We start from the raw sequence: 21,997 nt of genomic DNA, 5'->3' as shown, positions 1-21,997 counted from the left end.
CGCGAGACTGTCCCCAAAGGAGCCATCATGCCCCCGATGGACGCATCGCCATGAGGACTCGTTGGCGGGTGGTGTTGGTTATCCGAATGTCGTACGAGTAAGTAGTGTCGCACTCCCGCAGCAATCGGGTTGCCAGCGGAATCCGCCACGCGGCGGTAGCCTGAGCCGTCCACCAACACCGGATGTCGCAACTGGCACGAAGATCGATGCTCGCCGGCGCCGCCCTTGCGGCGTTCGTTGCGCTGGGCTGGTGGATGATCCACATCCCCGCGGTGCAGGATGCGATCTTCCGCCGCGCAATCGACAGCGCCCTCGCCTCGACGCGCAACGACCTGCTCGAGCCGGACGCGCTGCGAGTAGTGTTGTGTGGCACCGGCAATCCGCTGGCCGATCGCAATCGCGCGGCTGCATGCACGGCAATCTTTGCAGGCGGCAGCATCTACCTGGTGGATATCGGTCCCGGCGCGTGGAAGAACCTGGCGCTGTGGCATATCCCCGCAGCGCGGGTCGCTGCGGTTTTGTTCACGCACTTTCACTCGGATCACATCGGCGATCTCGGCGAAGTTAACATGGAAACGTGGGCGCAGGGACGCGAGCATCCGCTGCGTGTATATGGGCCGCCGGGCGTCGAGCAAGTTGTGGGAGGATTCGAGCAGGCGTACGCGCTGGACGAGGGCTACCGCGTCGCGCATCACGGCGCCGCGCTGATGCCGCCGGCGAACTGGCAGATGCAGCCACTCACCGTGAAAATCGATACTCCTCAGGGCGCGTCGCCTTGCGCCGGCGGTTCCGCGACGGTGCTCGAAGAGAACGGACTCAAGGTTACAGCATTCACCGTCGATCACGCGCCGGTGGCGCCCGCCTACGGCTATCGATTTGACTACAAGGGACGCTCGGTCGTGATCAGCGGCGATACCGTGAAGTGCGCCAACCTCGTCGCGGAGGCAACCGGCGCCGACGTGCTCATTCACGAAGGGCAGGCGGCGCACCTGGTGAAGCTGATCCAGGAGGCGGCGGAACGGATTGGTAACGCGCGCATTGCCAAAATCATGGCCGACATCCGCCGCTATCACACGACGCCGGTCGAGGCCGCATCGGAGGCAAACCAGGCCGGAGTCGCGATGCTCGTGCTGAGCCACATCGGTCCGCCGACGCCCAACGCGCTTGCGCGGATCGCGTTCATGCGCGGCGTTGCGGATGTCAGGCCGCGCGGCGTTGTGCTCGGGTACGACGGAATGTTGCTGACCTTGCCGGCAGACTCGAGAGAAATTGAAACCTCGACAGTCCAGTAACCCGCCGCCGACAGTCTAAGGATAGAGCAGGCCGGCGGTTGTGAGGCGGGGCGGGAAGTGACCGAGGATGAAGGGGCCATAGACCGCGACTACCAGGATGAGTGAAGCGAGAACCCAGTAACCAAGCCGATCGAGCCGCGGCTGCCATCCGACGGTCGGCGGTGCCTGGACCGTCGCCGTGAACGGAAGGTCACTCGGCTCGATTTCTTTCCCGGCGAGCTTCGTCATCACGAGGATGAAGAAAAACAGCATCGCGGCCGTGAACATCAGCGTGCCGCCGATGCCTGTCATGATTCCGGGAATCTTCCACGCGGCGAGGGCGTAGCTGGCATGCACCATGTCGGTGCGCCGCGGCATTCCCTCGAGGCCTCCAGCCATCAGGCCGCGCGAGAAAATCATCACTCCGAAGAAATACAAAAACGCCTGGAACAGTGCGAGGCGCCGCGACCATAGCTCGCGCCGCTCGAAATACGGGACGAGCCAGTACGCGATTCCCATGTAAGAGAGCGCCACCGCGCAGCCGATCGTGAGATGAAAATGCCCGGGGATAAACGCGGTGTTGTGAATCTCCATGTTCATGGTGTAGCTCGCGTTCATCAGGCCGGAGATTCCGCCGAGCAGGAATGCGATCATCGCCAGCACCTGCGCCGCCACCGACGGATCGCTCCATGGAATGGTGAAGAACCATCCGACGAGCCCCTTGCCGCCGCGACGGCGTCCCGCAATCTCGAGCGCATACATTACCGAGAACGCGGTCATCAGGCTGGGGAAGAAAATCGCGAAGGTCACGCCCGCGACGGCGAACTTCAGTCCGCCCGAAATGCCCGGGTCTACGAACTGATGATGAAAGCCGACCGGGACCAGCAGGATAAAAAGCAGGAAGGCCACCCGCGTCAGGGTGTCGCTGAACAACACGCCACCGGCCTGTTTGGGAATCAGCCCGTACCATGAAACGTAAATCGGCAGCAGCCAGAAGTACACGATGGGATGCCCGGTGAACCAGAACAGCGTGCGATCGAGCATCGGATCGACGCCCGGGAGCAATCCGAGCGACCATGGCAGCAGGAACACCACGACCTCTACGGCCAGGCCGACCGATGCGATATCCCACATCACGTAAGTCGCGATCGACATGAAGGCGAGCAGCGGAACGCGTTCGCCCGGATGATCCTTGCGCCATGCCCGCAGCGCAAATAGCTGAGCCGCCGAGGTGAGCCACGTGCTCACCACCACCAGCGCCAGCCCGAGGTAGAAGGTCCAGTCGGCCTCGAGCGGGGGGTAGAAGGTGTAGAGCACGGAGGCCTTGCCGGCGAGCATCGCGTACGCAGCCAAAATCGAACCGACGAAGAGCGTCCAGAACGCCGCCTGGAGGAGCGCATTGTTGAGCTTGCGTCCGAGCCCTCGGGCGGTAGTCAGCGCGAGAAAGCCGTTGGCGAACGCCGTCGTGAGCACCAGCGCGTTCAGCACGCCGTGAATCGTCAGCCCCTGGTAGTAGGATTTTACGACCGGGTAGTACTTGACGACGTTCACATGCGCATAGCCGAGCGCCTGGCCCAGACCCATGATGACGCCGATCGCAAGCACCGCGAAGCCGAAGTAGATGTCCCACTTGATAACGTTCAACTGGCTCTGCGGCAGCGCGAAGCCGGACGGCTCCGAGACGATAGAAGTACTCATTTGACCACTACTTTGCCGGACATCGTGTGATGCAGGCGGCCACAGTATTCCTGGCAAATCAGCAGGTATTCGCCGGGTTTGGTGAAGCGGTAGTCGAATTCGGAAACCTGCCCGGGAATGAGCATCATGTTGACCCGCGTGCCGGGAATGAAGAATCCGTGGATTACGTCAGACGAAGTTGCGACGAAGCTGACGTCGGCGTCAACTGGAACGTCGATCTCGTCGGGAGTGAAGGACCAGGTCTGCGCGATCACCACCGCCTGATATTTCCCCGGCGCGATTTGCTGCACTCCGATGTGATCGAACGGCGGCGTCGCGCGCAGTACCTTGCGAAGCTTCTGGCCGACGTCGCAGTAAATCATCCCGCTATGCGAAGGCAGATGGACTCCCATCCCGACACTGCCGTAGCCAAGCGCGCACAGAAAAATCACGAGCACTGCGGCACATGCCGTAAGGAAGGCCTTCTCGTACCGTTCCATCTATCTGCCCAGCAGCATCAAGAACATGATGACCCATCCCACGGCGAGCGCCAGCATGTACATTCCTAGTATGAAGACCGTACCGGTAGGTGGAGGAAGATTTTCTTCGGAGAACTCTTCGCGCGAAGTTTCGCCAGCCACGCCCCCTCCATTTGCAGCGCCGTCGTCGGCGGAGCATGCTCGGCAACTCACCGAGTCAAAAAGTTCACTTACCGTTCAAGTGTGCCGGATCGATCGCGTACTCCTGTTGGCGCGAGGTTGTCCAGCGATACAGAGAATCCTGCCCGGGAGAGGAATTTTTTCGGTATCGCCCGGAACCAAAATCCTGGAGCTAGGCGAACAGCATCCTTCTCAGCGCTGGCAGCAGGCGCATTTCTTCGCTGTCGATCAGATCGTCGAGCTTCACCGCGAGAGCACACAAAGCCTTACCTGCCACGGATACGACTTTGTCCGGATCTTCCTCGAACGACACGCCGACTAGTTTGCTGATCAGCGAGCGCATTTCGAGGTGGTTCCTCTTGATTCGATCCATCGCTTCAGGAGAGATGCCGCCTGCATCCTCGGCCCAGGGCAGCACGGTTTCATCCTCGCTCAGCAGATGCTGATTGAGCCGCGGCTTCAGCGTTTCCCAGCATCGCTGCGCCTGCGTGCGCATCTCGCGATCCGACGGCTTGAAGCCGAGAATGACGCCCGCCACCGCCGCGTCGAGCAGAGGAATCCCGAGGCCGTGTTCTTCGCGGCTCAGTTCTTCCGTAAGGTTTCTGATCTTGCGCGTGTCGGCCTCGGTTGCTGACGGCTTTCGTACAGTGGTCATATTCGTTGGCCTCAATTGGTTGCCTACGATACCACGCTTTATGCGTTGTGGCGTGCGCCGGCATCGCGATCACGGCGAAAATAAACTTCCCGCCCGTCGAGAGTCTCCAGCACGCCGTAGCCATCAGGCGGAAAGATGGTGGTGACGCGAACGTCGGGAGAACGTCCCTGGATTTTCACATCGTGACGGAGTTGGCGGACGTACTCTTCGAGTTTGATCCGCGTCGCGGCGAAAGCCTCGTCTATGGCTAACGAAAGGTCGGTGCTGTTTTGCTTATCAATCGTCAACTCGCCGCCGGGCACGTCGAGGTGAACTCGGACACGGCCCGCCTTTGCGATGACGATGAACCGTAGATGTTCGAGGCACCTGGTGCAGCCGGTCAGGCCGTTAACGTAGTCCTCAAGCGCTTTGACCTGCTGATGGATTTGCTTCTCGACCGCCGCAGTCATCGCCAATTCTGGTGAATTGATCTCGAGCTGCATTTTTCTCTCCTAATCACAATCATTCCAATTCATTCTTCGTGCCGAGCGCTGGTGGCGAGTGGGCGCGTGATATCGCGCGAAATTCGAAGCGTCAATCCGAGCGTTTGTATCCTTTGGACACAGGGCCCTGCCGCCCTTGGCAACACACTGGACCATGAAGGGCGGGAACGTGCCAATCCCGAGGAATGCGATGAGAGCAGAGTCGAGTTTGGTACTAGGGAGAACATTTGTGCTAGATCATCCGCCGTCAGACCGCACCGATACTTCCGAGAACCTGGCAGTTCTGCGAGAAGGTTCGCGAAGAGGTCGGTGAACGGCAACCGGAGGTCCGGGGAGTTGATCTTCGAGTTGCGACAAAGGTAGCGCCATATCTCGGCGCCGCCCGGGCACAAGAAGTTGGTCTCTGGGGCACAAATGTTTGCTCTCAAGACGAACGCGCCGAGTGATTCGGCGCCGATCGGGGGAATTATGATGCGAGCTGGACGAATTTTCTCGACATTTCTGTTCGCAATGGGCGTGGCGGCGTTATCAATAGCGGGCCTGGCGCGCGCCGCTGACAGTGATGCGACCGACGCTGCCGCGCTCAAGGAAATCAGGGCCGAGATGCACCAGATGCGCGAGGAGCGCAAGCGCGACCGCGAAGTAATTCGCTCGCTCGAGGTCAAGGTCCAGCAACTCGAGACGAAAGATCAGAAGGTCGAGACGACCACGCAGCAACTGCAGAACACCGATCAGAAGCTGAAGGAGACGACGCTCGAGCTTCAGCAGACCAACCAGCAGGTGAAGACTCTCCAGACGAAGGTCGATGCGCCGATCGCGACGCAGCAATTTGGCAACGCGGTTGAGCGATACCTCGGCTCGCACTCGTTCACCGTGACTGGCGCGGCCGGCGGCGAATTCATCTACGACCAGCAGAGCGGCGCGCTCGACGACCTGCATCATGCGTCGCAGAACTCGTTCTTCTTCGACTGGGAGCCGATGATCCTCTATCGCCCGACCGACTGGATCCTGTTCGAGGGCGTGTTCAGTGCCGGCTTTGGGGCAACGGGGACCGGAACCGATCTGTCCACCGCCGACTTCCAGATCTTTCTCAACAAGTACATGACCGTCGTGGGCGGGCTGTTCGATCAGCCGTTCGGCGACTGGTACGAGAACCAGAGCCCGATGTGGGTGAACCGGTTTGTCACCGCTCCCCTGCCGTTTGGGGTCGAGCCGGTGGTTCCACCAGGCGAGCTTGGAATCCAGCTTCGGGGCGGCATGCAATTCGGCGCGCTGGGTCAGGATTTCGACTACACGGTCTGGGGTGGAAACGGGCCCAACTTCAGCTCGGATGTCCTTGGCGCCGCGATGTCGAGTCCGACCTCGATCGCGTCCGCCGAGACCAATGGGAAGTCGATCGGCGCGCGCTTTCGAATCTATCCGCTACCAGTAGATACGAATTGGGGGCGGCTCGAGCTTGGCGCGTCCACCTACAATGGCAAGTGGGCGAATGGAAACTGGTTCAACTCGTGGGGCGTGGATTTCAACTATTTCATAGGCAACCTGCAGACCCGCGGCGAATGGCTGCAATCGTATCGCCAGATGCCGATGGGGCAGGCCTCCGACAATCGCCAAGGATGGTACGTGCAGGCTGGCTACTTCCTGACCGGACTGAAAGTCCCCGGCATTCCCGACGTGATCAACGACTATCTGCGTCGATTCGAGCCGCTGGTACGCTACTCGGGAGTCAACCAGCGCGGCGTTTCCAACGACGACATCCAGGGCGCAACCGGCGTTGGGCTGGGCGGCACGCAGGTGGGACTGGTTCCCGACTTCGGCATCAACGGGTCGCCGGCGACATACGCGCCGCACTCGCGCGAAGTGGCGCTGGCGCTCGACTATTGGATCGCGCCGTCGATCGTCTGGCAGAACGAATTCGACATCGAGTTGCCGCGCGCGGGAGGAGTATTCGTCTCGTCAACCGGGGCCGAGACGCCGGCGGGTTCGATCCCGAACGATCACGCGTTCCTCAGCCAATTCACGATCGGATTCTGAGCGGAGTCACGATGATGAGAAAAATATTCGTGGCAATCGCATTTGCGGCTCTGGCGATCGGATGGACAGGGGCTCGAGTGTCGGCGCAGGAGCAGGACAATATGTTGCCGGCCGAGCACAAGCGCCTGTTCCGGGAGGGCGCCAAGCTGTGGCCGATTTACTGCAACACCTGTCACAATGCGCGTCCGGGATCGGAGAAGGCGCCTTACGAGTGGGATCTGATTATTATGCACATGCGTACGCTCGGAAACTTACCGCAAGAGGACACCAACGCGATATTGGAATACCTCAAGGCTCGATGAATCGGGCTTGGGCGGCGCAAATGATGAAACGGAGGACGACGTGAATCGAATCATCTCAACCCTTGGCGCGTGCGCAATAGTCGCATGCGCGTTTGCGCCGGTGCGCGCGGCCGACATGGCGGCCGCCAAGCAGAACTACGATACATTTTGCGTGAAGTGCCACGGCCCCGGCGGGAAGGGCGACGGTCCGGCCGCGGCGACGCTTTCCACCAGCCCGCGCAATTTCACCGATTGCGCCGCGATGGGCAAGATTTCCGACGACACGCTGTTCAACGTGATCAAGAACGGCGGCGCCGCCGCTGGTCTCAGCAAAGACATGCAGGCGTGGAGCTCGGGGTTCGAGGACGACGAGATTCACGACCTCGTCACTTACGTCAGGACCTTCTGCAAGAAGTAAGCGCACCGCAATGAGCGATGGAAGTTCGATCGACGCGACCCCGCGCGACTTGTGGTGGTTTCGCAAGAACGTGCCGTGCCTTGACGCGTGCCCGGTCAAGACGGATGCGGGCCGCTACGTTCAACTGATTGCGGAAGGGCGCCTGGCGGAAGCATACCGCGTCGCGCGCTCGCCCAATCCGATCGCGTCGATATGCGGGCGTGCGTGCGGCGCTCCATGCGAGGACGCGTGCCGCCGTGGCAAGATCGATGCGCCCGTGACGATTCGCGCACTCAAGCGTTTTCTCACCGAGCAGTTCGGCCCCGAAGCGCTCCAAGCAAAGGGAATCCGCGAGATGATCGCGGGACCATCGGGCGGCGGCAGTGTCACGCCCGGTCATATCGACGTTCCCGGCGCGCGGCCTGGCGCCGATGCGTCAAAGCGCAAAGTCGCGGTCGTCGGCGCAGGGCCCGCTGGGCTCGCGTGCGCAAACGATCTGGCGCTGATGGGCTACAGCGTGACGGTGTTCGAAGCGATGCCGAATGCGGGCGGGATGCTGCGATACGGAATTCCTGCCTACCGGCTGCCACGTGACGTGATCGATTGCCAGGTCGGCGAGATCGAGGCGCTCGGTGTCGAGTTTCGATATTCGACGCCGCTTCGAGCCGGCTTCGGAGTTCGCGAGCTGAAGGAGCAAGGCTACGAAGCTATCTTTCTTGCGGTCGGCGCGTCGCGCGGGCGCGCAGTGCCGATCGAGGGCAGCGATGCCGACGGCGTGATCAAGGCGATCGACTACCTGCTCAATATAAATCGCGGCTACCGCGTTCCGCTCGGCGGCAAGGTGGTCGTTATAGGCGGCGGCCTGGTCGCGATAGATGCGGCCCGGACCGCGGTTCGCGCTCTCCTGCCCGGCCTCGTCATGTCCGAGGAGGAGGAGCAGGGCGTTGCGGCCGGCACGATGCGGGTGGCGCTGGACGTGGCGCGCGAGGCGGCGCGGCGCGGCGCGCTGGAGGTCACGGTCGCGAGCCTCGAATCCGCGCCCGAGATGCCCGCGATGAAATCGGCGCAGGGCCGCGAGGAACTCGACATCGCGCGCGACGAGGGCGTGACCTTCATGCCCGGCTGGGGACCGAAGCGCGTCGTCATCCGCGACGGCCACGCCGCTGGAATCGAACTGGCGAAGTGCGTCAAGGTTTTCGACGAAGCCGGCCGCTTCCGCCCACAGTTCGACGAGAACGAGCGGCGCGTCGTTGACGCCGACGCCGTTATTCTCGCGATCGGGCAGGCGCCGGACCTGTCGTTCGTCACGCCGGAAGATGGCGTCACTGTCACGCCGTCGGGAACACTGAAGATCGATCCGGTTACGCTCGAAACTGGCATCGCGGGTGTGTTCGCGGGCGGCGACGCGGCCTTTCCGCCATCGCTGCTGATCACGTGCGCGCAGCATGGCAAGATCGCCGCGCGCGGTATCGACGCGTACCTGCGCGGCAAGCCGCTCGGCCAGCCGCGGATGCACGTTACGATCGAGGAGCTGCCGACCGACACTTACACGATGGCCGAGCGCTACGAGCAGAAGCATCGCGATATCCCGCTGGTGCCGCTCTCGCGCCGCACCGGAATCACGGAAGTCGAGTCCACGTTTGGCGCCGAAGACGCGCGCGAGCAGGCCGAGCGATGCCTCTACTGCCACATCCATCCGATCTACGACGGCGCGAAATGCATCCTGTGCAATCGATGCGTGGACATCTGCCCCGAGCATTGCCTGCATTTCACGCTCGCGGGCGAAATCGCCGACCAGGAGCGGGTCGCGGGTGTGATGGCGGAAGCGGATACGCGCAGCGCGTTTCTCTACGACGAGGCGAAATGCATCCGCTGTGGACTCTGCGCGACACGGTGCCCGACGTCCGCGATCACGATGGAGCGCTTTCAGTTCGAGGAAACTGCCGGCTGATGGACGGCGAGCGGCGAAAGATTCTGCGGTTCATCGGCAAGGGGTCGGTGTTGGCCGCGTTCCTTGCGCAGATCGGCGCGGCCGGCCGGGCATTCTTCCCAAACGTGCTCTACGAGCCGCCGAGCCGCTTCAAGCTCAAGCGTCCCGACGATTATCCCGACGGCTACACTCTTGACGAAGCGCACCGGCTGTACGTGATTCGTCAGAAGGAAGCGTTCCACGTGATCTCCGCGATATGCACTCACCTCGGATGCAACGTGCAGTGGCGCGACACCGAGTTCGACTGCCCGTGCCACGGCAGCCGCTTCCGTCCCGACGGCACCGTGATCTCGGGACCTGCCCCGCGTCCGCTCGATTGGTTTGCGACCACGGTTTCGCCCGATGGGTTCCTCGAAGTCGATAGCGGAAAAGACGTAGCGCGCGACTTCAGGCTGGTCATCGGCGGGAAAGGCCAGGCCTGATCGGTGGGCGACAAGATCAAGGCGCTGTGGCGCAAGACTTCGTGGGCGTGGTCGCCGGAAAGCGAGCGCGAGTCGTCGGAAGCGATCGTCAAGAACTTCTGGCTCCACTGGTTCCCGGCCAAAGTCGCGCGCGCCAGCATGGACTGGAATTACTCGTTCTGGCTCGGCACGGCGTCGGCATCATTGCTCCTTATCCTGACCATCACGGGCGTGATGTTGATGTTCTTTTACGTGCCGTCCACCGAGCGCGCGTACGGGAGCATCAAGGATTTGCAGTACGCCGTCAGCTTCGGCCGCCTGCTGAGGAATCAGCATCGATGGGCGGCGGAAGGGATGGTCGCGGTCGTGTACATCCACATGGCGCGAGTGTTCTTCACGGGCGCGTACCGCGGCCCGCGGGCGGTCAACTGGGTGGTCGGGGTCGTTCTCTTTCTGGCGACCTTGTTCCTGTCGTTCACCGGTTACCTGCTGCCGTGGGACCAGCTCGCGTTCTGGGCGATCACGGTCGGGACCAGTATCGCGAAGCAGGCGCCGTTCGTTGGCCCGACGATTCAATTCATTCTGCTCGGCGGCCATGAAATCGGACAGCAGACGCTGCTGCGATTTTACGTCCTGCACGTTTTCTTCCTGCCGGTGTTGGCGTGGGTGCTGTTCGCGTATCACATGTGGCGCGTGCGCAAGGACGGCGGCCTGGCGGCGGTCGAGCGGGTTCGCAACGAACGCGTGATGGCGCCGAAAGCGACGCCCAAGACGAAGAGCTATTCGCTGTTTGGCCTTACGCCCGGCACGTCAGTGCAGGTGATGAGCTCGACCGGGCTCGAAGAGTCCGACCAGGTTTTTTCGTCGCCAAATATGTCGCGGCGAATCGCGCTGGTCTTCCTGGTGGTGTTCAACATCACGCTACTGGCCGCGATCCTTTTCAACGCACCGCTGGAGGGTCTCGCCAATCCTTCGGTGACGCCGAATCCGGCGAAAGCGCCTTGGTACTTCGTCTGGCTGCAGGAGCTGGTCGCTTCAACGACGGTCAGGTTCGGTGGCTATACGGTCAGCGGTGCGTTGCTCGGCGGAATACTGCTGCCGGGATTTCTGCTCGCGGTGCTGACACTGTGGCCGTGGCTCGATCGTTCGCCGCTTAGAGCGGGAGGGCGATGGCTCGCGCCCGAGCGCAAGCGCCAGAACTTGACCTTCGCCATCGCGACGCTCGCGATCATCGTGCTGATCATGGTCGGGGTTTACCTGCGCGGTCCCTACTGGCGGATCTACTGGCCCGGCCAGCCGCGCCCCGAGACGCCGCGGCTCTACTGACATGGCCGACAAGAACGAATCGTTCGAGACGAAGGACTTCGGCTGGATGGTGGCGATGTCGATCCTGTTCCTTGTGCTGGTCGCGGTCTGCTTCTGGCTCGAGTTCAGCACCGAATGGGGAGGCTATCAGCTGGAGTTTCCGCAACTGCTCGGCCACTACGGCAAAGTCGAAGACGCGCGCGACTTCCAGGCGGGCATCAAACAGATCTGGATACCCAAGATTGGCGTGACCGACCGCTGCATCACGTGTCACCTGGGCTACGAATGGTCGTCGGTTCTTCCGGCCACGATTGCCGAGCCGCTGAAGCCGCATCCGATGAACGACATGATCGCCAAGCATGAATTCGCGAAATTCGGATGCACGCCGTGTCACGGCGGCGACGGTGCGGCGACGACGATCGCGGGGGCGCATCAGGGCGGCACCGGATGGGAAGATCCGATGCTCTCGAACGCACTCGCGGCGCAAAACGGGCTCACGATGAACGAGATGATCCAGATGCGCTGCAATTTTTGCCATCGCCACGATGTCGCGACGCCGGGCATGGACGAGATCAATCCCGCCAAGGTGCTTTTCAAAAAGAAAAAGTGCCTGCTGTGCCACGTCGTGGAAGCACGCGGCGGCACCACCGGACCCGAGCTGACTTATGAGGGAGACCGCAATCCCGAACTGCTGATTTTCACTCACGTGCAGGGCGAGCACACAATGTTCAACTGGAACGTGCAGCATCTGACCAAGGCGAGCGCAGTTTCGCCGAGCACGGCGATGCCCGATTTCAACTTCAAGCCGGAAGAATCGAGGGCGCTGACGCTCATGTTGATGAGCTGGCGGCGCCTCTCGTATCCGCCGGAATACATTCCCGACCCCGAAGTGGCCGCGGCGGCGATGCAACCTTCGCCCACATCAACGCCGACTCCGACTCCAAGCGCGACGCCTGTCGCGCGCTGAGCGCCGCATGTTTGCGCAGATTGTTTCAATCCTAAGAGTCACTCGGAGACCGATGAAGCCGGAAGTGTTCTTTTGCGCGGGCTAGCGCGCCGGCCCTCGCGCCCCAACATTGACCAGCCGTCCGCCGAGTGCTAGCCGAAATACAGAGGCCCCGGCATCGGATTGGCGCGGGCAACAAACCCCCGTGGCTACCGCTCACTGCAAAGCCCCAGTTGCCGCTTGGCAGCGGAGGTGCTTCATGAACCGCGCGCTTTCATTCGCAATCGCCACGATTGTGATTCTGTACGGCGTCGCAGGCGCAAGCGCCGCCGCGGTCAAGCCCGGCGACGTTATCACCAGGGAGAACGCGAGCGAGGTCGCCGGACTTGTCAGTCCGGGCAACTACGGGCTGGTGCGCCAGGGCATGGAAATGAAGATCGTTCCGACCAGGGATTATGAGTGGCCGCCGCCATACAAGAGCTCGACCGAACAATACTCGCCGCAAGTTCGGCTTGGTCCGAACGGCGAGCTGCAAAACTACCGGGCTGGATTGCCGTTTATAGTCCTAGATTCCAACGACCCGAAAATCGCGCAAAAGATCATGTGGAACTTCCAGTTTGGTCCGTCGTACACCGACGATCTCGACTCGCAGGATGACGCAATTGCCTCCTACGCGCCCGGACGGTCGACGCCGTGGTCCGTCTATCCTGTGGGGCAACTGGCAGTCTATCGCAACATCGGGCGCGCGGAAGTTGCTCCGATTACCTCTGACGATGACGCGGGCTCGGGAATCATGCAGCGCGTAGCGCTTGGTCCGATCATCGTTCCGATCGAGCCGCCGTTCTGGCAGCTCCCGTGGGATTTTATGGTGCGCTACCGCTACTCGGACCCGCAGCGGGGTGACCTGGTATGGTCGGGTCTTTCCACTTGGGGCTGGTGGGACGAGGAACATCCGGGCATGGGGCCAACCAGTTATTTGGTAGGGACCTCGTTCTTCGGTAACCTCGACATGGATTCGCTATTCGGCTTTGCGGGCCGGTTCGCCGACTACGATTTCAAGTATCTGGGTGAGAAAGAGATGCTGGCGGTGGTGCATGCAACGAATCTTCCGGCCAGGTCATGCGCGGCCGACGGCGGCCGTACGATATGTCCGGAGAACTGGGAGTTGCGCCATGTTTACGTGATCGAGGCGGATGCGCGCAGGAATGGCGGATTTGGCGATATTCCCCCGATCGCTAGGCGGATTCTGTATATCGATTCCCAGGGATGGTTTGTCACTGCTTCAGATCAGTACGACCACGGCGGAAATCTCTGGAAGACGCTGGCAATCTTCAACACCGTGCGCGATCGCGAGTATCCGGATTCGAAGACCGCGGTGTATTCCTTCAACCGCTTGTTCCAGACCGCGATGGTCGATGAGGACGTGCAGAGCGGGTATTCGACGATTCTATTCACACCCAGCCCGGACCGGCCCCCGCACGACACCTGGTTCATTAACCAGGGCGTCATTTCGTCGCACTGGATTATCCCGAATCGGTTCACCACCTATCGGGCGTACTTTTATTGAGAGAACCGGCATCCATCCACCGAGTGCGGCGAGATCTCGCGCCTGGGCGATGCAGGAGCGTGGCCTATCCGGCGTGGCCCATTTCGACTTAAATAGCAAACGATGAAGCCGATAATATTGGAGTCAATCTTGGCGCTGGGTATCGCACTCACGCTCGCGCTGCCGGCGCTAGCGGCGGGCGACGATGTGGCTGATGGGCATCGCTATTTCGTTCGCTACTGCGCGTCGTGCCACGGCACGGATGCTCTCGGAGACGGGCCTGTCGCGAAGAGCCTCGCCACACCGCCAGCGAATCTGCGCAAACTCGGCGACAAGTACGGCATGCCGCTGCCGGCGCATCGCATAGCCGAGCTGATCGACGGACGAGACACGGCCAGGGCGCATGGAAGTCACGAAATGCCGGTTTGGGGAGAGAAGCTCTACGAGCTGGGCCAGGGTGAACGGGGCGAATACGGAATCGGTGAGGTGATCGGGAAAATAATCGCATACCTCGACACGATCCAGGATCGGCGAACCGCGATGCGATAATGCCGCGTCAGATAAGGCGCTCGAGTGCCGCCTCGATTTCGGCGACCAGGTGTTCGCGTTGGCGGGCCGTGTCGAGGCGCAGGTGGTTGCGCGGCGGAATTTCGCGAATCGGCTCGAACTCGGCCCGCTGCCGCTCGTACACCTTCGGCGTGGCGTCCGACACTTCACGTTCTGCGGATGCGCGCTCGGTCAGCCGCCTTATCGCCTCGTCCGGGCTGACCACGCATTCGATGAATAGCACCGGCACGCGCCGCCGGGCAGCCAGCGCGAGTGCGAGCTGCCGGTCGGCAGAGGTCTTGAACGTCGCGTCGAGGATCGCCCCGCAGCCCTCGTTCAGGAGTTTCTCAGCCTCGGCGAGCATCGCGTCGTAGGTAATTTTCGTAAACTTGTCTGAATATATGTTCGCGCCGTAGTCAGTGCGGACGTGCTCGTGCGGAGAGACCGATGCCAGCCGCTTGCGGACGCGGTCGGAGTTGATCGCTCTGAATCCTTTGCGATGCTGCAGCATGCGGGCGACGGTCGATTTGCCCGAGCCCGAAAGCCCGCACAACACGATCAGTGCGGGCGCGGCGCCACGCGCATAGCGCCATGCCAGCGCGAAGTAACTGCTCGCGAGCTGGCGGGCGCGCTCGCGCTCGGCGTCGCCAACCTCGCGCTCGAGGCTTCTCAGACTCTCGACCTTGCCGCGCACGCTTGCGCGGTAGCATTTGTAGAACGGCACGAACACCGCGAGCTCTTCGTCGCCGGTGATTTCGGCGTAGTCTTCGACCAACTGATCGGCAAGCAAAGGCGCGCCGAGCCGGTCGAGGTCCATCGCTAGGAACGCGATCTCCGAAGCGACGTCGCCGTAGCGCAAGCGCTCGCTGAACTCGACGCAATCGATGACGTCGATTTCTTTTTTTTCGGTGCCCAAAAGGCAGATGTGCTCGGCACGCAAGTCACCGTGGCCTTCGCGAACGCGACCCGCGAGCGCGCGGTCATTCAATACTCGCCAGTGAGCCGTGATGAAGGCGCGGCAGAAGGCGTCGATCGTGGCGAATTGGAATTGGCGCAGCGTATGACCGACGAAAACCTCGTCCTGCGCGATGTCCTCGATGACGCTGCGCCAAACCGCCGCCGCCGACCCGTAGGTCCATCCACGATTCGACGGGGCGCTCGCGTGAAATTCCGCAATGCGCGCCGCAATAGCGCGAATCGTGTCGCTGTCCACCTGGCCTGCGGCCAGCAACACGTCGAGCATCCGGTCTTCAGGCAGCCGGCGCATCTTGACCGCGTACTCGACGGCTTCCGGATGCTCCGCGGTTACCCCGGGTCCGAGCACGAAGGAGTCTCCACGCTTAAGAACCGCGAACACTCCCAGGTACACGCGCGGTGAAAGTCGCGCGTTCAGGCGGACCTCCTCGCAGCAGAAGAGGAACCGCTGCGTGAGCATGGAACAATTGAGAAACGGGAAATGGACCGGCTTCTTCACCTTGTATACGAAGTCGCCGGCGATGAAGACGTAAGAAATGTGGGTCTGCTTGAGTTCGACGTGCGCGGGCGAATCCGGATAGAAGCCCCGCCGCATCATTGCCTGGACCAGCGGCGGGAGACCGCGAGCCGAATCTGCCCCAAGTCCAGGTGTTCCGCGCGCTTCCATCATTTCGACCCGCGGAGTCAACGGATTACTCCAGACTATTCGCCGTGCTCAGTACCGTGGCTCAGCGCTTCGAGCACGTCGGAGGTGGTTATTACGCCGGCGAGCCTTCCACCTTCCACCACTGGCAGCGCCCCGATTTTCCGCTCGCGCAGCAAGCGTGCGGCCTCGCGGATATCGGTCGTCGGCGTCACCGTGATCACTGCTTCGCTCATCGCCTTGAACGCCTCGGTGTGATCGAGGAAACCGGTGTGCTGGCGGATGTCGCGGTCGGTCACAATTCCGACCGGGGCGCCGTCACTCACGATAGGTACCGATCGAAAATTGCCCGCGTGCATCTTTGCCGCGATGGAGGCTAGCTTCTCTTGCGCAGTCGCGGTGACCGGATTTTTAGTCATCCAGGTGCCAACCTGGTCGTTCTGAGTCGGCGTGCTGCGCACGGTCAGGACCGGGCAGATGGATTCGCGCAGGACGAGCTCGGCGATGCTGCCGAGGAAGAAGCGCTTGAAGCCGCGGCGCCCGTGCGTCGCCATCACGATCACGTCAGCCTTCGTTTTCTTTTCGGCGTTCAGGATGGTACCTGCCGGCTCGCCGGTATGAATCAGGAGTTCGTGCTTGACTCCCGCGAGCCTCTTGTGCGCGATCTCGAGCAGCTTGGCGCGAGCAGCCTCTTCTTGTCCCTTGTAGAGATCCACATAGACCGGCATTCCGGTGGGCGCGATGATCATTGGCACCACGTGCAATACGAAGACGGTGCCGTCGCTCTCGCGGGCGAGATTCGCGGCGGTATCGAGCGCTTGCATCGAGTTATCGTCGAAATCGACCGGGCAAAGAATCCTACGGAATTGCTGTTCCATAAAAATTTCTCCTTCGTGGCGGTCTAAAGAGTATCTCCGTAGTCACTGGATAAGCGAATGCCGTGCCATCTCGGCGAACTGAAATTTGGCGGCTCGTAAATGCATCATTGAAAAATGCGGCTGATCAGATCTGTATCCGATCGCGCCACTCGCACAAATCGATGGAGCAAAACAGCCGCATTGACCTTCGGCTGCTAATGGCAAGCGAATTGCACCCTCAATAAATGAAAACCACGTTGGAGGAAGAACAATGCAGATTGTCAACTTGATGACTTCGGATCCGGTAACAGTCCGTCCGAATGACACACTGTCGAAAGTAAAGTCCATCATGGACACTGGTAATTTCAGGCGCGTGCCGGTGGTGGAGAACGGTCGGCTCGTCGGCATCCTGACCGAGCGTGACCTGCACAAATACTCGGGCTTTCTGGAATCGACGCGCGTTAACGCGGCGATGCGCACTGCGCTGGTAACAGTCACGCCTTACAACACGGTGGAAGACGCGGCGCGCCTGATGCTGAAGCACAAGATCGGCGGGTTGCCGATTGTCGCCGACGGCACGCTGGTTGGCATTGTTACCACGACCGATCTGCTCAGGGCGTTTTTGATCGTCGTCGCCGGCGCCAGCCAGATCATGAATCCCTGAACGCACGTAACTAGAAAAGAGAGAGGGAGACAGATGGATGAATGAAACGGCGGATCGCTTGCACCACCAGCAAGTCCTTCGTCCGCGGCCTCGATCGCCGCGGCACGCGCAAAAAGCCGCATCGCATTGCCCGCGAGTTGCAGAAAGCGTTCGGCGGACGCGCGCGTTACCCTGGTCTGACACTGACCGCGCGCTCACCGCCATCTGGCAGAGCGATACGAATCTCAAGAGCGCGTGATCATTCGATTCCGTATTTCGCTATCTTGGCGTAGAGCTTTTTGCGGGAGATCTTCAGCAGCTTGGCGGCCTGTAGTTTGTTCCCATCGGTCGCCTCGAGCGCGCCACGGATAAGCGCCTGCTCAGCGTCGGCGAAGCTACCTACAGGACTACCGCTTCCGACGGGCACGCGTTCGGCGGCTCGCAAACCGGAGATAGAAGCTGGCAGGTCCTGCAATCGGATCACGGGCGAGCGGCTGAACGTGAAGGCGCTCTCGATCGCGTTGGCAAGTTCGCGCACGTTGCCCGGCCACGAATAACGCCGCATCGCCTCGATAGCTTCGTCCTCGATCCCCGTGACCGGAACCGCCCGCATCTGCCTCGCGTTGAAAAGCTCGATGAAATGTTCGGCCAGGAGCGCAACATCGTCGAGGCGCTCCCGCAGCGGCGGTATCTGAATGACGCCCGCCTGGAGACGGTAGTAGAGGTCGTTGCGAAGGCGCCCCGCGTCCACCGCCTCCTGCGGATTCTGATTGGTCGAGGCGACCAGGCGCACGTCCACCGCAATCTCCTTGGTCGATCCCACCGGACGCACCGTGTGTTCCTGGATGGCGCGCAGCAGCTTGCTCTGCGTGTCGGCGCTCATCTCGGTGACTTCGTCCAGGAACAGCGTGCCGCCCTCGGCCGCGCGGAACAGACCCAGGTACTCGGTGTTCGCTCCGCTGAACGCGCCGCGCTTGTATCCGAACAGCTCGCTCTCGATCAGGTCCCGCGGTATCGCCGCACAGTTCAGCGCGACGAACGGCGCCCCTGGCTGCGGGCCGCATTCGTGAATCGCGTGGGCCACCAGCTCCTTGCCCGTGCCGCTCTCGCCGACGATTAGGATCGTGCCGCGTGTGACGCCAGCCGCTTCCACCCGGTCGTACAACTGCCGCATCGCGCTGCTTGCGCCGACCATCCCGTGAAACCGGCTGCGAGAATGATTTGGAAGCGCTCCGGCTTCGCGTTCGAGCGCCATGATTCGCGCTCCGGAGACGGCGGTCTTCGAGCGGAAGTAGGTATCGGCGAGCACGACTATTCGGATATGACTTAGCTTGTCGAACGCTTGGTACGTCCGCCCCGTTAGTGGCGGGAACGTCGGAAACGCGGTGGCTGCGCTCTCCTCGAAAAGGTGGATCGAGACGATCAGCTCCGAGAATGGCACCCCGCGTTCGGCGAGCTGTTCCCCGGTTCGTGCGATGTCGGCGGCGAAGGCGTCCATGTCTTTGTCGAGTAGATCCTTCAGCGTGGCATCGAGTTCGCCGCCGAAGATCTCCATGAATTCCGTCTTCGTCAGCGCGCGGCTGTCGGCAAAGTGCAGCACGTAGAGCTGGTACCAGTGTTCCAGCACGCGGGTGCGATGTTTCTGGACGGACTCCAGGACCGGACGGAGCTCGTCGAGTTCCGTGTCCCACAGCAAGTGAAAATAGCGTGGTCCCCCGCTGGGCAGAGAAGCAGGAGCCGGTGCGTTGATGTTTGTCTTCATTCGTTAGCTTTCCGGGTGAACTGGCTCGAAAGGCGTCAAACCGATTAAAAACTGCGCTCAGCGGGGACATTTCTTTCTTAACATATGTTGCTCCAAAAGCCAAAATCGTCGGATTTCAGCGGCGTTTTGCCCGTGCAATGGCGTTGGCATGTTTCAAGCAAGGGATGAGATGCCAGATTGCTAGCGTGACAAATCAATGCTCCAGCAACACAATCGACCGAAGCTCGCATCAAGCTCCTCGCAGAGCAAAGTAAGCCGCAAGTCCGGGCCCCCGGTTGCGGTTGCATCGCAGGCGGACCCGGCAGGGACCGCGGGCGAAAAGCGTGGGGCGATAGCGGTTTTTACGCGCGACGATTCGGTCGTGGAGATAATCGCCGAGGGCGTGAGCGATTCCTGGGTCATCGAGAAATTTGCCGATCCGCATGACGGGCACGCGTTTCTGCTGAAGCCGGAAGTCAAGATGGTTGTAATCGACGACGAGGCTCTCGAGGAATCGATGCGCGGCTGGCTGCTTGACCAAGTGCGCAAACACGCCCTCCACGCACTGGTAGCCTATATCGCTGCGATCCACAGTCCCGAGACCGAACGGCGCGCGCGTTCATATAGCGTCCAGTACTACACCTCGAAACCGATGGATCGAGAACGCACGCTCAGGGTTTTGCATTCGTTCGAGCACGCGGCTCATTAAGCCGCCAAGTAACTGCTTGCCTCGCGCTGCGGGCGAAGCCGCCAGCGGATAAGCGCTCGCGGTGCGCGTCACTTTTGCTGGATGCTCTCGACGAATCGCGCCATCAATTCGATTCTTTTCTTCACCTCGGCATCGCTTTCGGGGGTGAACTCCTTGCCCGGTTTCTGAAGAGTTGTCCCCCAAAAAGGCATCTGGAGTCGCGCGTGCGACGGTATATTCTTGCGGCCGTCGATCGAGTCCACGACCTCATCGAAGGGAAATTTTCCGCCATTTTTCTTTGCCATCTGAGTGAGGTCGTTCGGCGGCGGGTTCATCGGGATGGTCAAGCGTGAAGGGCCGTCACCCTTACCGCGAAGCCCATGGCACTCAGCGCAGTAGTTTTGGTAATCCTGAATTCCGGACTGCGCCGCGGCGGTTCGGGCGGTAGTCGCGAGCATCAGGATCAGCAACAGGAACGCGGTCGACGCCTGCGCCGTTGCGGTGAGTACTCGGCTTCGGAGTGCAATCGCGACGCGGTCATCTGGGCCTATCATTGTGCGTGGTCCTTTCAGTGCTCATTTGAAATTGCAGTTATACCCAGCTCATTAGGCGCGCTTTGCGTTTTTTCAGCAACCGGACGCTGGCACGGGAGAGGCGCCCGCGAGTCATGACGCCAACGGCACCACCGGGTGGCGCGATCGGCTGCATGATTCTCCGATCCAGGTTTGCCCGCGACCGCAAAAGCTCCGAAACATCTTGTTTATGAGAGGAAAAAATGGTGATCCAAGCTGGAATTGAACTAACGGCCCCTCAATCGGTTTTGTTCAGAAGATTGTCCGCGGATTTGGCGAGGTATTCGAGCCAAGATTAAAGCAGCGGAGCTGGAGAGAATCTCATCGCTGAAGATTCGCCTCAATTCCTAGATCTCCGCGAGATAGGCTTGGCTGCATGTGCATCAGTACCCCCCTCTAAGCGGAAATTTGGCCGTCGCTACAGATGCGGATGACTTCAGGCCGTGAGTCGTCCGCGCGCGTCGCGGCCTTAGGAGCTGGTTGCTATTTCGCTGGTGGCATTGCATCGAGCAGGGCCTTGGCCCGCGCCTCGATCAGTCCTGCCATGATTCGATCAGTATGGATATAGAGGCGATCGGTCTTTACGGCGGCGAGGACCATTTCGCCAACCTCGTTAGGATCGGCGCCGGCAGCTAGAAAGGCGTTGGCTTGCGTGATTGCGGCTTCCCACATTTTCGTTTCCTCAACGGTCACCGACGATGAGGGCCGCGTGTCGTTGCTGTTCGATATGATCTTCGTATTGACTGGACCGGGGCACAATACGCTGACACCAATCTTGAACGGTTCGAGCGCGAGCCGCAGGGATTCCGAAAGACCCACCACCGCGAATTTCGAGGTTGTGTATAAGAGACCGCTGGACGTGGCGGCGAGTCCCGCACCCGAAGCTGTGTTGACTATATGCCCGCCACCGCCTCGTTTGAGCATCCGCGGTAGGAAAGTCTGGACTCCATTGATCACTCCAGTCAGGTTAATTCCGATTACCCAGTCCCAATATTCGTAAGTCAGGCGCGTAACGTGCTGGTCTCCGGCCACTCCGGCGTTATTGCACAGAATTGACACTGAACCGAGTCGAGATTCCGTTTCGTCGGCGACTCGCGCGTAAGCCGAGCGGTCGCGGACGTCGAGCAGGAACGTCTCCACCGGGGTTAAGTCCGAGAGCTCGGATTTTGCCGTGGCCAGCGAGGCTTGATCGATATCCGCGAGCGCCAACTTCGCGCCAGCTCGAGCGAACGCGCGAGCGATACCCAGTCCGATTCCGCGCGCTCCTCCAGTTATGAACGCGGTCTTGCCATCGACACGATCCATGCTCCCAACCTCCCTCTCGCGACCAAAAGGACGTCGGCACTATCCGCCGTTCGGATTTGTTTTACAGCCCTGTTTGAAGACCCCGAGCACGGCTATCGAGTCTTCGAGAAGCTAGCGCGGCGTGAGCAGCACCACGGGGATGTCGCGTTTCGTTCCGGCCTGGTACTTGTCATAGTCGGGCCACTGCGCTGTCATGATCGGCCACACGCGCTTCTTTTCTTCGGCCGTCGCAGTCCGCGCCAGGACCGGAATCACTTTGTCCCACACCTGGATCTTCACATCGGGGTGGGCAAGCAGGTTTTTGTACCACCCAGGATGGTCGGGAGCGCCACCCTTCGAAGCGACAACCAGATAGTTGTTGCCCTCGCGCCCGTAGATCAGCG

At 61.1% G+C, this 21,997-nt stretch carries 23 protein-coding genes; 12 read left to right on the top strand and 11 right to left on the bottom strand.

Annotation, left to right across the window (positions count from 1 at the left end; translation table 11 throughout):
- Positions 1-182 precede the first annotated feature (182 nt).
- Positions 183-1,292 carry an MBL fold metallo-hydrolase gene (locus VJX68_RS17900; RefSeq protein WP_324097091.1) on the top strand — a complete coding sequence of 370 codons (1,110 nt, stop codon included), beginning with the start codon at positions 183-185 and terminating at the stop codon, positions 1,290-1,292.
- A gap of 15 nt (positions 1,293-1,307) precedes the next feature.
- Here VJX68_RS17900 and VJX68_RS17895 read toward each other — a convergent pair whose 3' ends face one another.
- From VJX68_RS17895 to VJX68_RS17875, 5 genes are all read right to left on the bottom strand, one after another.
- On the bottom strand, positions 1,308-2,969 hold the full coding sequence (locus VJX68_RS17895; RefSeq protein ID WP_324097090.1) for a cbb3-type cytochrome c oxidase subunit I: 1,662 nt from the start codon (positions 2,967-2,969) through the stop codon (positions 1,308-1,310).
- A complete protein-coding gene (locus VJX68_RS17890) occupies positions 2,966-3,448 on the bottom strand; it encodes a cytochrome c oxidase subunit II (RefSeq protein ID WP_324097089.1) in 483 nt (160 codons plus the stop codon). Before VJX68_RS17890 ends, VJX68_RS17895 begins: the two co-directional genes overlap by 4 nt.
- Positions 3,449-3,589: a hypothetical protein gene (locus VJX68_RS17885; protein ID WP_324097088.1), complete on the bottom strand. Its 141-nt coding sequence runs from the start codon at positions 3,587-3,589 to the stop codon at positions 3,449-3,451. It lies immediately after the preceding gene.
- A 190-nt stretch (positions 3,590-3,779) separates the two neighbouring features.
- The gene (locus VJX68_RS17880; RefSeq protein ID WP_324097087.1) at positions 3,780-4,262 is read right to left on the bottom strand and encodes a hemerythrin domain-containing protein; all 483 of its coding nucleotides are present in this window, start codon (positions 4,260-4,262) and stop codon (positions 3,780-3,782) included.
- A 38-nt stretch (positions 4,263-4,300) separates the two neighbouring features.
- The gene (locus VJX68_RS17875) at positions 4,301-4,744 is read right to left on the bottom strand and encodes an HPF/RaiA family ribosome-associated protein (protein ID WP_324097086.1); all 444 of its coding nucleotides are present in this window, start codon (positions 4,742-4,744) and stop codon (positions 4,301-4,303) included.
- A gap of 471 nt (positions 4,745-5,215) precedes the next feature.
- Here VJX68_RS17875 and VJX68_RS17870 point away from each other — a divergent pair, with 471 nt between their 5' ends.
- From VJX68_RS17870 to VJX68_RS17830, 9 genes are all read left to right on the top strand, one after another.
- A complete protein-coding gene (locus tag VJX68_RS17870) occupies positions 5,216-6,778 on the top strand; it encodes a hypothetical protein (protein WP_324097085.1) in 1,563 nt (520 codons plus the stop codon).
- Positions 6,779-6,789: 11 nt separating this feature from the next.
- A complete protein-coding gene (locus tag VJX68_RS17865) occupies positions 6,790-7,080 on the top strand; it encodes a hypothetical protein (RefSeq protein ID WP_324097084.1) in 291 nt (96 codons plus the stop codon).
- Between the two features lie 40 nt (positions 7,081-7,120).
- Complete coding sequence (locus tag VJX68_RS17860) at positions 7,121-7,477, top strand: c-type cytochrome (RefSeq protein ID WP_324097083.1); 357 nt, start codon at positions 7,121-7,123, stop codon at positions 7,475-7,477.
- A gap of 10 nt (positions 7,478-7,487) precedes the next feature.
- Positions 7,488-9,407 (top strand): FAD-dependent oxidoreductase, encoded by a 1,920-nt coding sequence (locus VJX68_RS17855; RefSeq protein WP_324097082.1) that lies wholly within the window; start codon positions 7,488-7,490, stop codon positions 9,405-9,407.
- Positions 9,407-9,868 carry a QcrA and Rieske domain-containing protein gene (locus tag VJX68_RS17850; RefSeq protein WP_324097081.1) on the top strand — a complete coding sequence of 154 codons (462 nt, stop codon included), beginning with the start codon at positions 9,407-9,409 and terminating at the stop codon, positions 9,866-9,868. Before VJX68_RS17855 ends, VJX68_RS17850 begins: the two co-directional genes overlap by 1 nt.
- A gap of 3 nt (positions 9,869-9,871) precedes the next feature.
- Positions 9,872-11,173 (top strand): cytochrome b, encoded by a 1,302-nt coding sequence (locus VJX68_RS17845; protein WP_324097080.1) that lies wholly within the window; start codon positions 9,872-9,874, stop codon positions 11,171-11,173.
- A gap of 1 nt (position 11,174) precedes the next feature.
- Positions 11,175-12,119, top strand: a complete 945-nt coding sequence (locus VJX68_RS17840; RefSeq protein WP_324097078.1) for a hypothetical protein — start codon at positions 11,175-11,177, stop codon at positions 12,117-12,119.
- Between the two features lie 238 nt (positions 12,120-12,357).
- Complete coding sequence (locus VJX68_RS17835) at positions 12,358-13,665, top strand: DUF1329 domain-containing protein (RefSeq protein ID WP_324097077.1); 1,308 nt, start codon at positions 12,358-12,360, stop codon at positions 13,663-13,665.
- Between the two features lie 129 nt (positions 13,666-13,794).
- Positions 13,795-14,193, top strand: a complete 399-nt coding sequence (locus VJX68_RS17830; protein WP_324097076.1) for a c-type cytochrome — start codon at positions 13,795-13,797, stop codon at positions 14,191-14,193.
- Positions 14,194-14,200: 7 nt separating this feature from the next.
- On the opposite strand, the gene VJX68_RS17825 is transcribed toward VJX68_RS17830, so the two are convergent.
- A complete protein-coding gene (locus VJX68_RS17825) occupies positions 14,201-15,835 on the bottom strand; it encodes a bifunctional aminoglycoside phosphotransferase/ATP-binding protein (protein ID WP_324097075.1) in 1,635 nt (544 codons plus the stop codon).
- 32 nt (positions 15,836-15,867) lie between these two features.
- Complete coding sequence (locus VJX68_RS17820) at positions 15,868-16,686, bottom strand: universal stress protein (protein ID WP_324097074.1); 819 nt, start codon at positions 16,684-16,686, stop codon at positions 15,868-15,870.
- Between the two features lie 250 nt (positions 16,687-16,936).
- Here VJX68_RS17820 and VJX68_RS17815 point away from each other — a divergent pair, with 250 nt between their 5' ends.
- A complete protein-coding gene (locus tag VJX68_RS17815) occupies positions 16,937-17,329 on the top strand; it encodes a CBS domain-containing protein (RefSeq protein ID WP_324097073.1) in 393 nt (130 codons plus the stop codon).
- Between the two features lie 238 nt (positions 17,330-17,567).
- Here the strand turns inward: VJX68_RS17815 and VJX68_RS17810 are convergent, their stop codons facing one another.
- Positions 17,568-19,070 (bottom strand): sigma-54 dependent transcriptional regulator, encoded by a 1,503-nt coding sequence (locus VJX68_RS17810; RefSeq protein WP_324097072.1) that lies wholly within the window; start codon positions 19,068-19,070, stop codon positions 17,568-17,570.
- A 196-nt stretch (positions 19,071-19,266) separates the two neighbouring features.
- On the opposite strand from VJX68_RS17810, the gene VJX68_RS17805 reads away from it, so the two are divergent.
- Positions 19,267-19,758 carry a response regulator gene (locus tag VJX68_RS17805; protein WP_324097071.1) on the top strand — a complete coding sequence of 164 codons (492 nt, stop codon included), beginning with the start codon at positions 19,267-19,269 and terminating at the stop codon, positions 19,756-19,758.
- A 68-nt stretch (positions 19,759-19,826) separates the two neighbouring features.
- On the opposite strand, the gene VJX68_RS17800 is transcribed toward VJX68_RS17805, so the two are convergent.
- The 3 genes from VJX68_RS17800 to VJX68_RS17790 form a co-directional block, all read right to left on the bottom strand.
- On the bottom strand, positions 19,827-20,291 hold the full coding sequence (locus tag VJX68_RS17800; RefSeq protein ID WP_324097070.1) for a c-type cytochrome: 465 nt from the start codon (positions 20,289-20,291) through the stop codon (positions 19,827-19,829).
- A gap of 501 nt (positions 20,292-20,792) precedes the next feature.
- Positions 20,793-21,614, bottom strand: a complete 822-nt coding sequence (locus VJX68_RS17795; protein WP_324097069.1) for an SDR family oxidoreductase — start codon at positions 21,612-21,614, stop codon at positions 20,793-20,795.
- 111 nt (positions 21,615-21,725) lie between these two features.
- The coding region (locus tag VJX68_RS17790) for a nitroreductase/quinone reductase family protein (protein WP_324097068.1) at positions 21,726-21,997 on the bottom strand (272 nt) is incomplete at its 5' end.

Origin of the sequence: Binatus sp. (SeqCode), from assembly GCF_035272065.1 — a bacterium.
GTDB lineage: Bacteria > Desulfobacterota > Binatia > Binatales > Binataceae > Binatus.
Note: the sequence above shows the minus strand (reverse complement) of the source record. Positions and strands in the feature narration are given on the sequence as shown.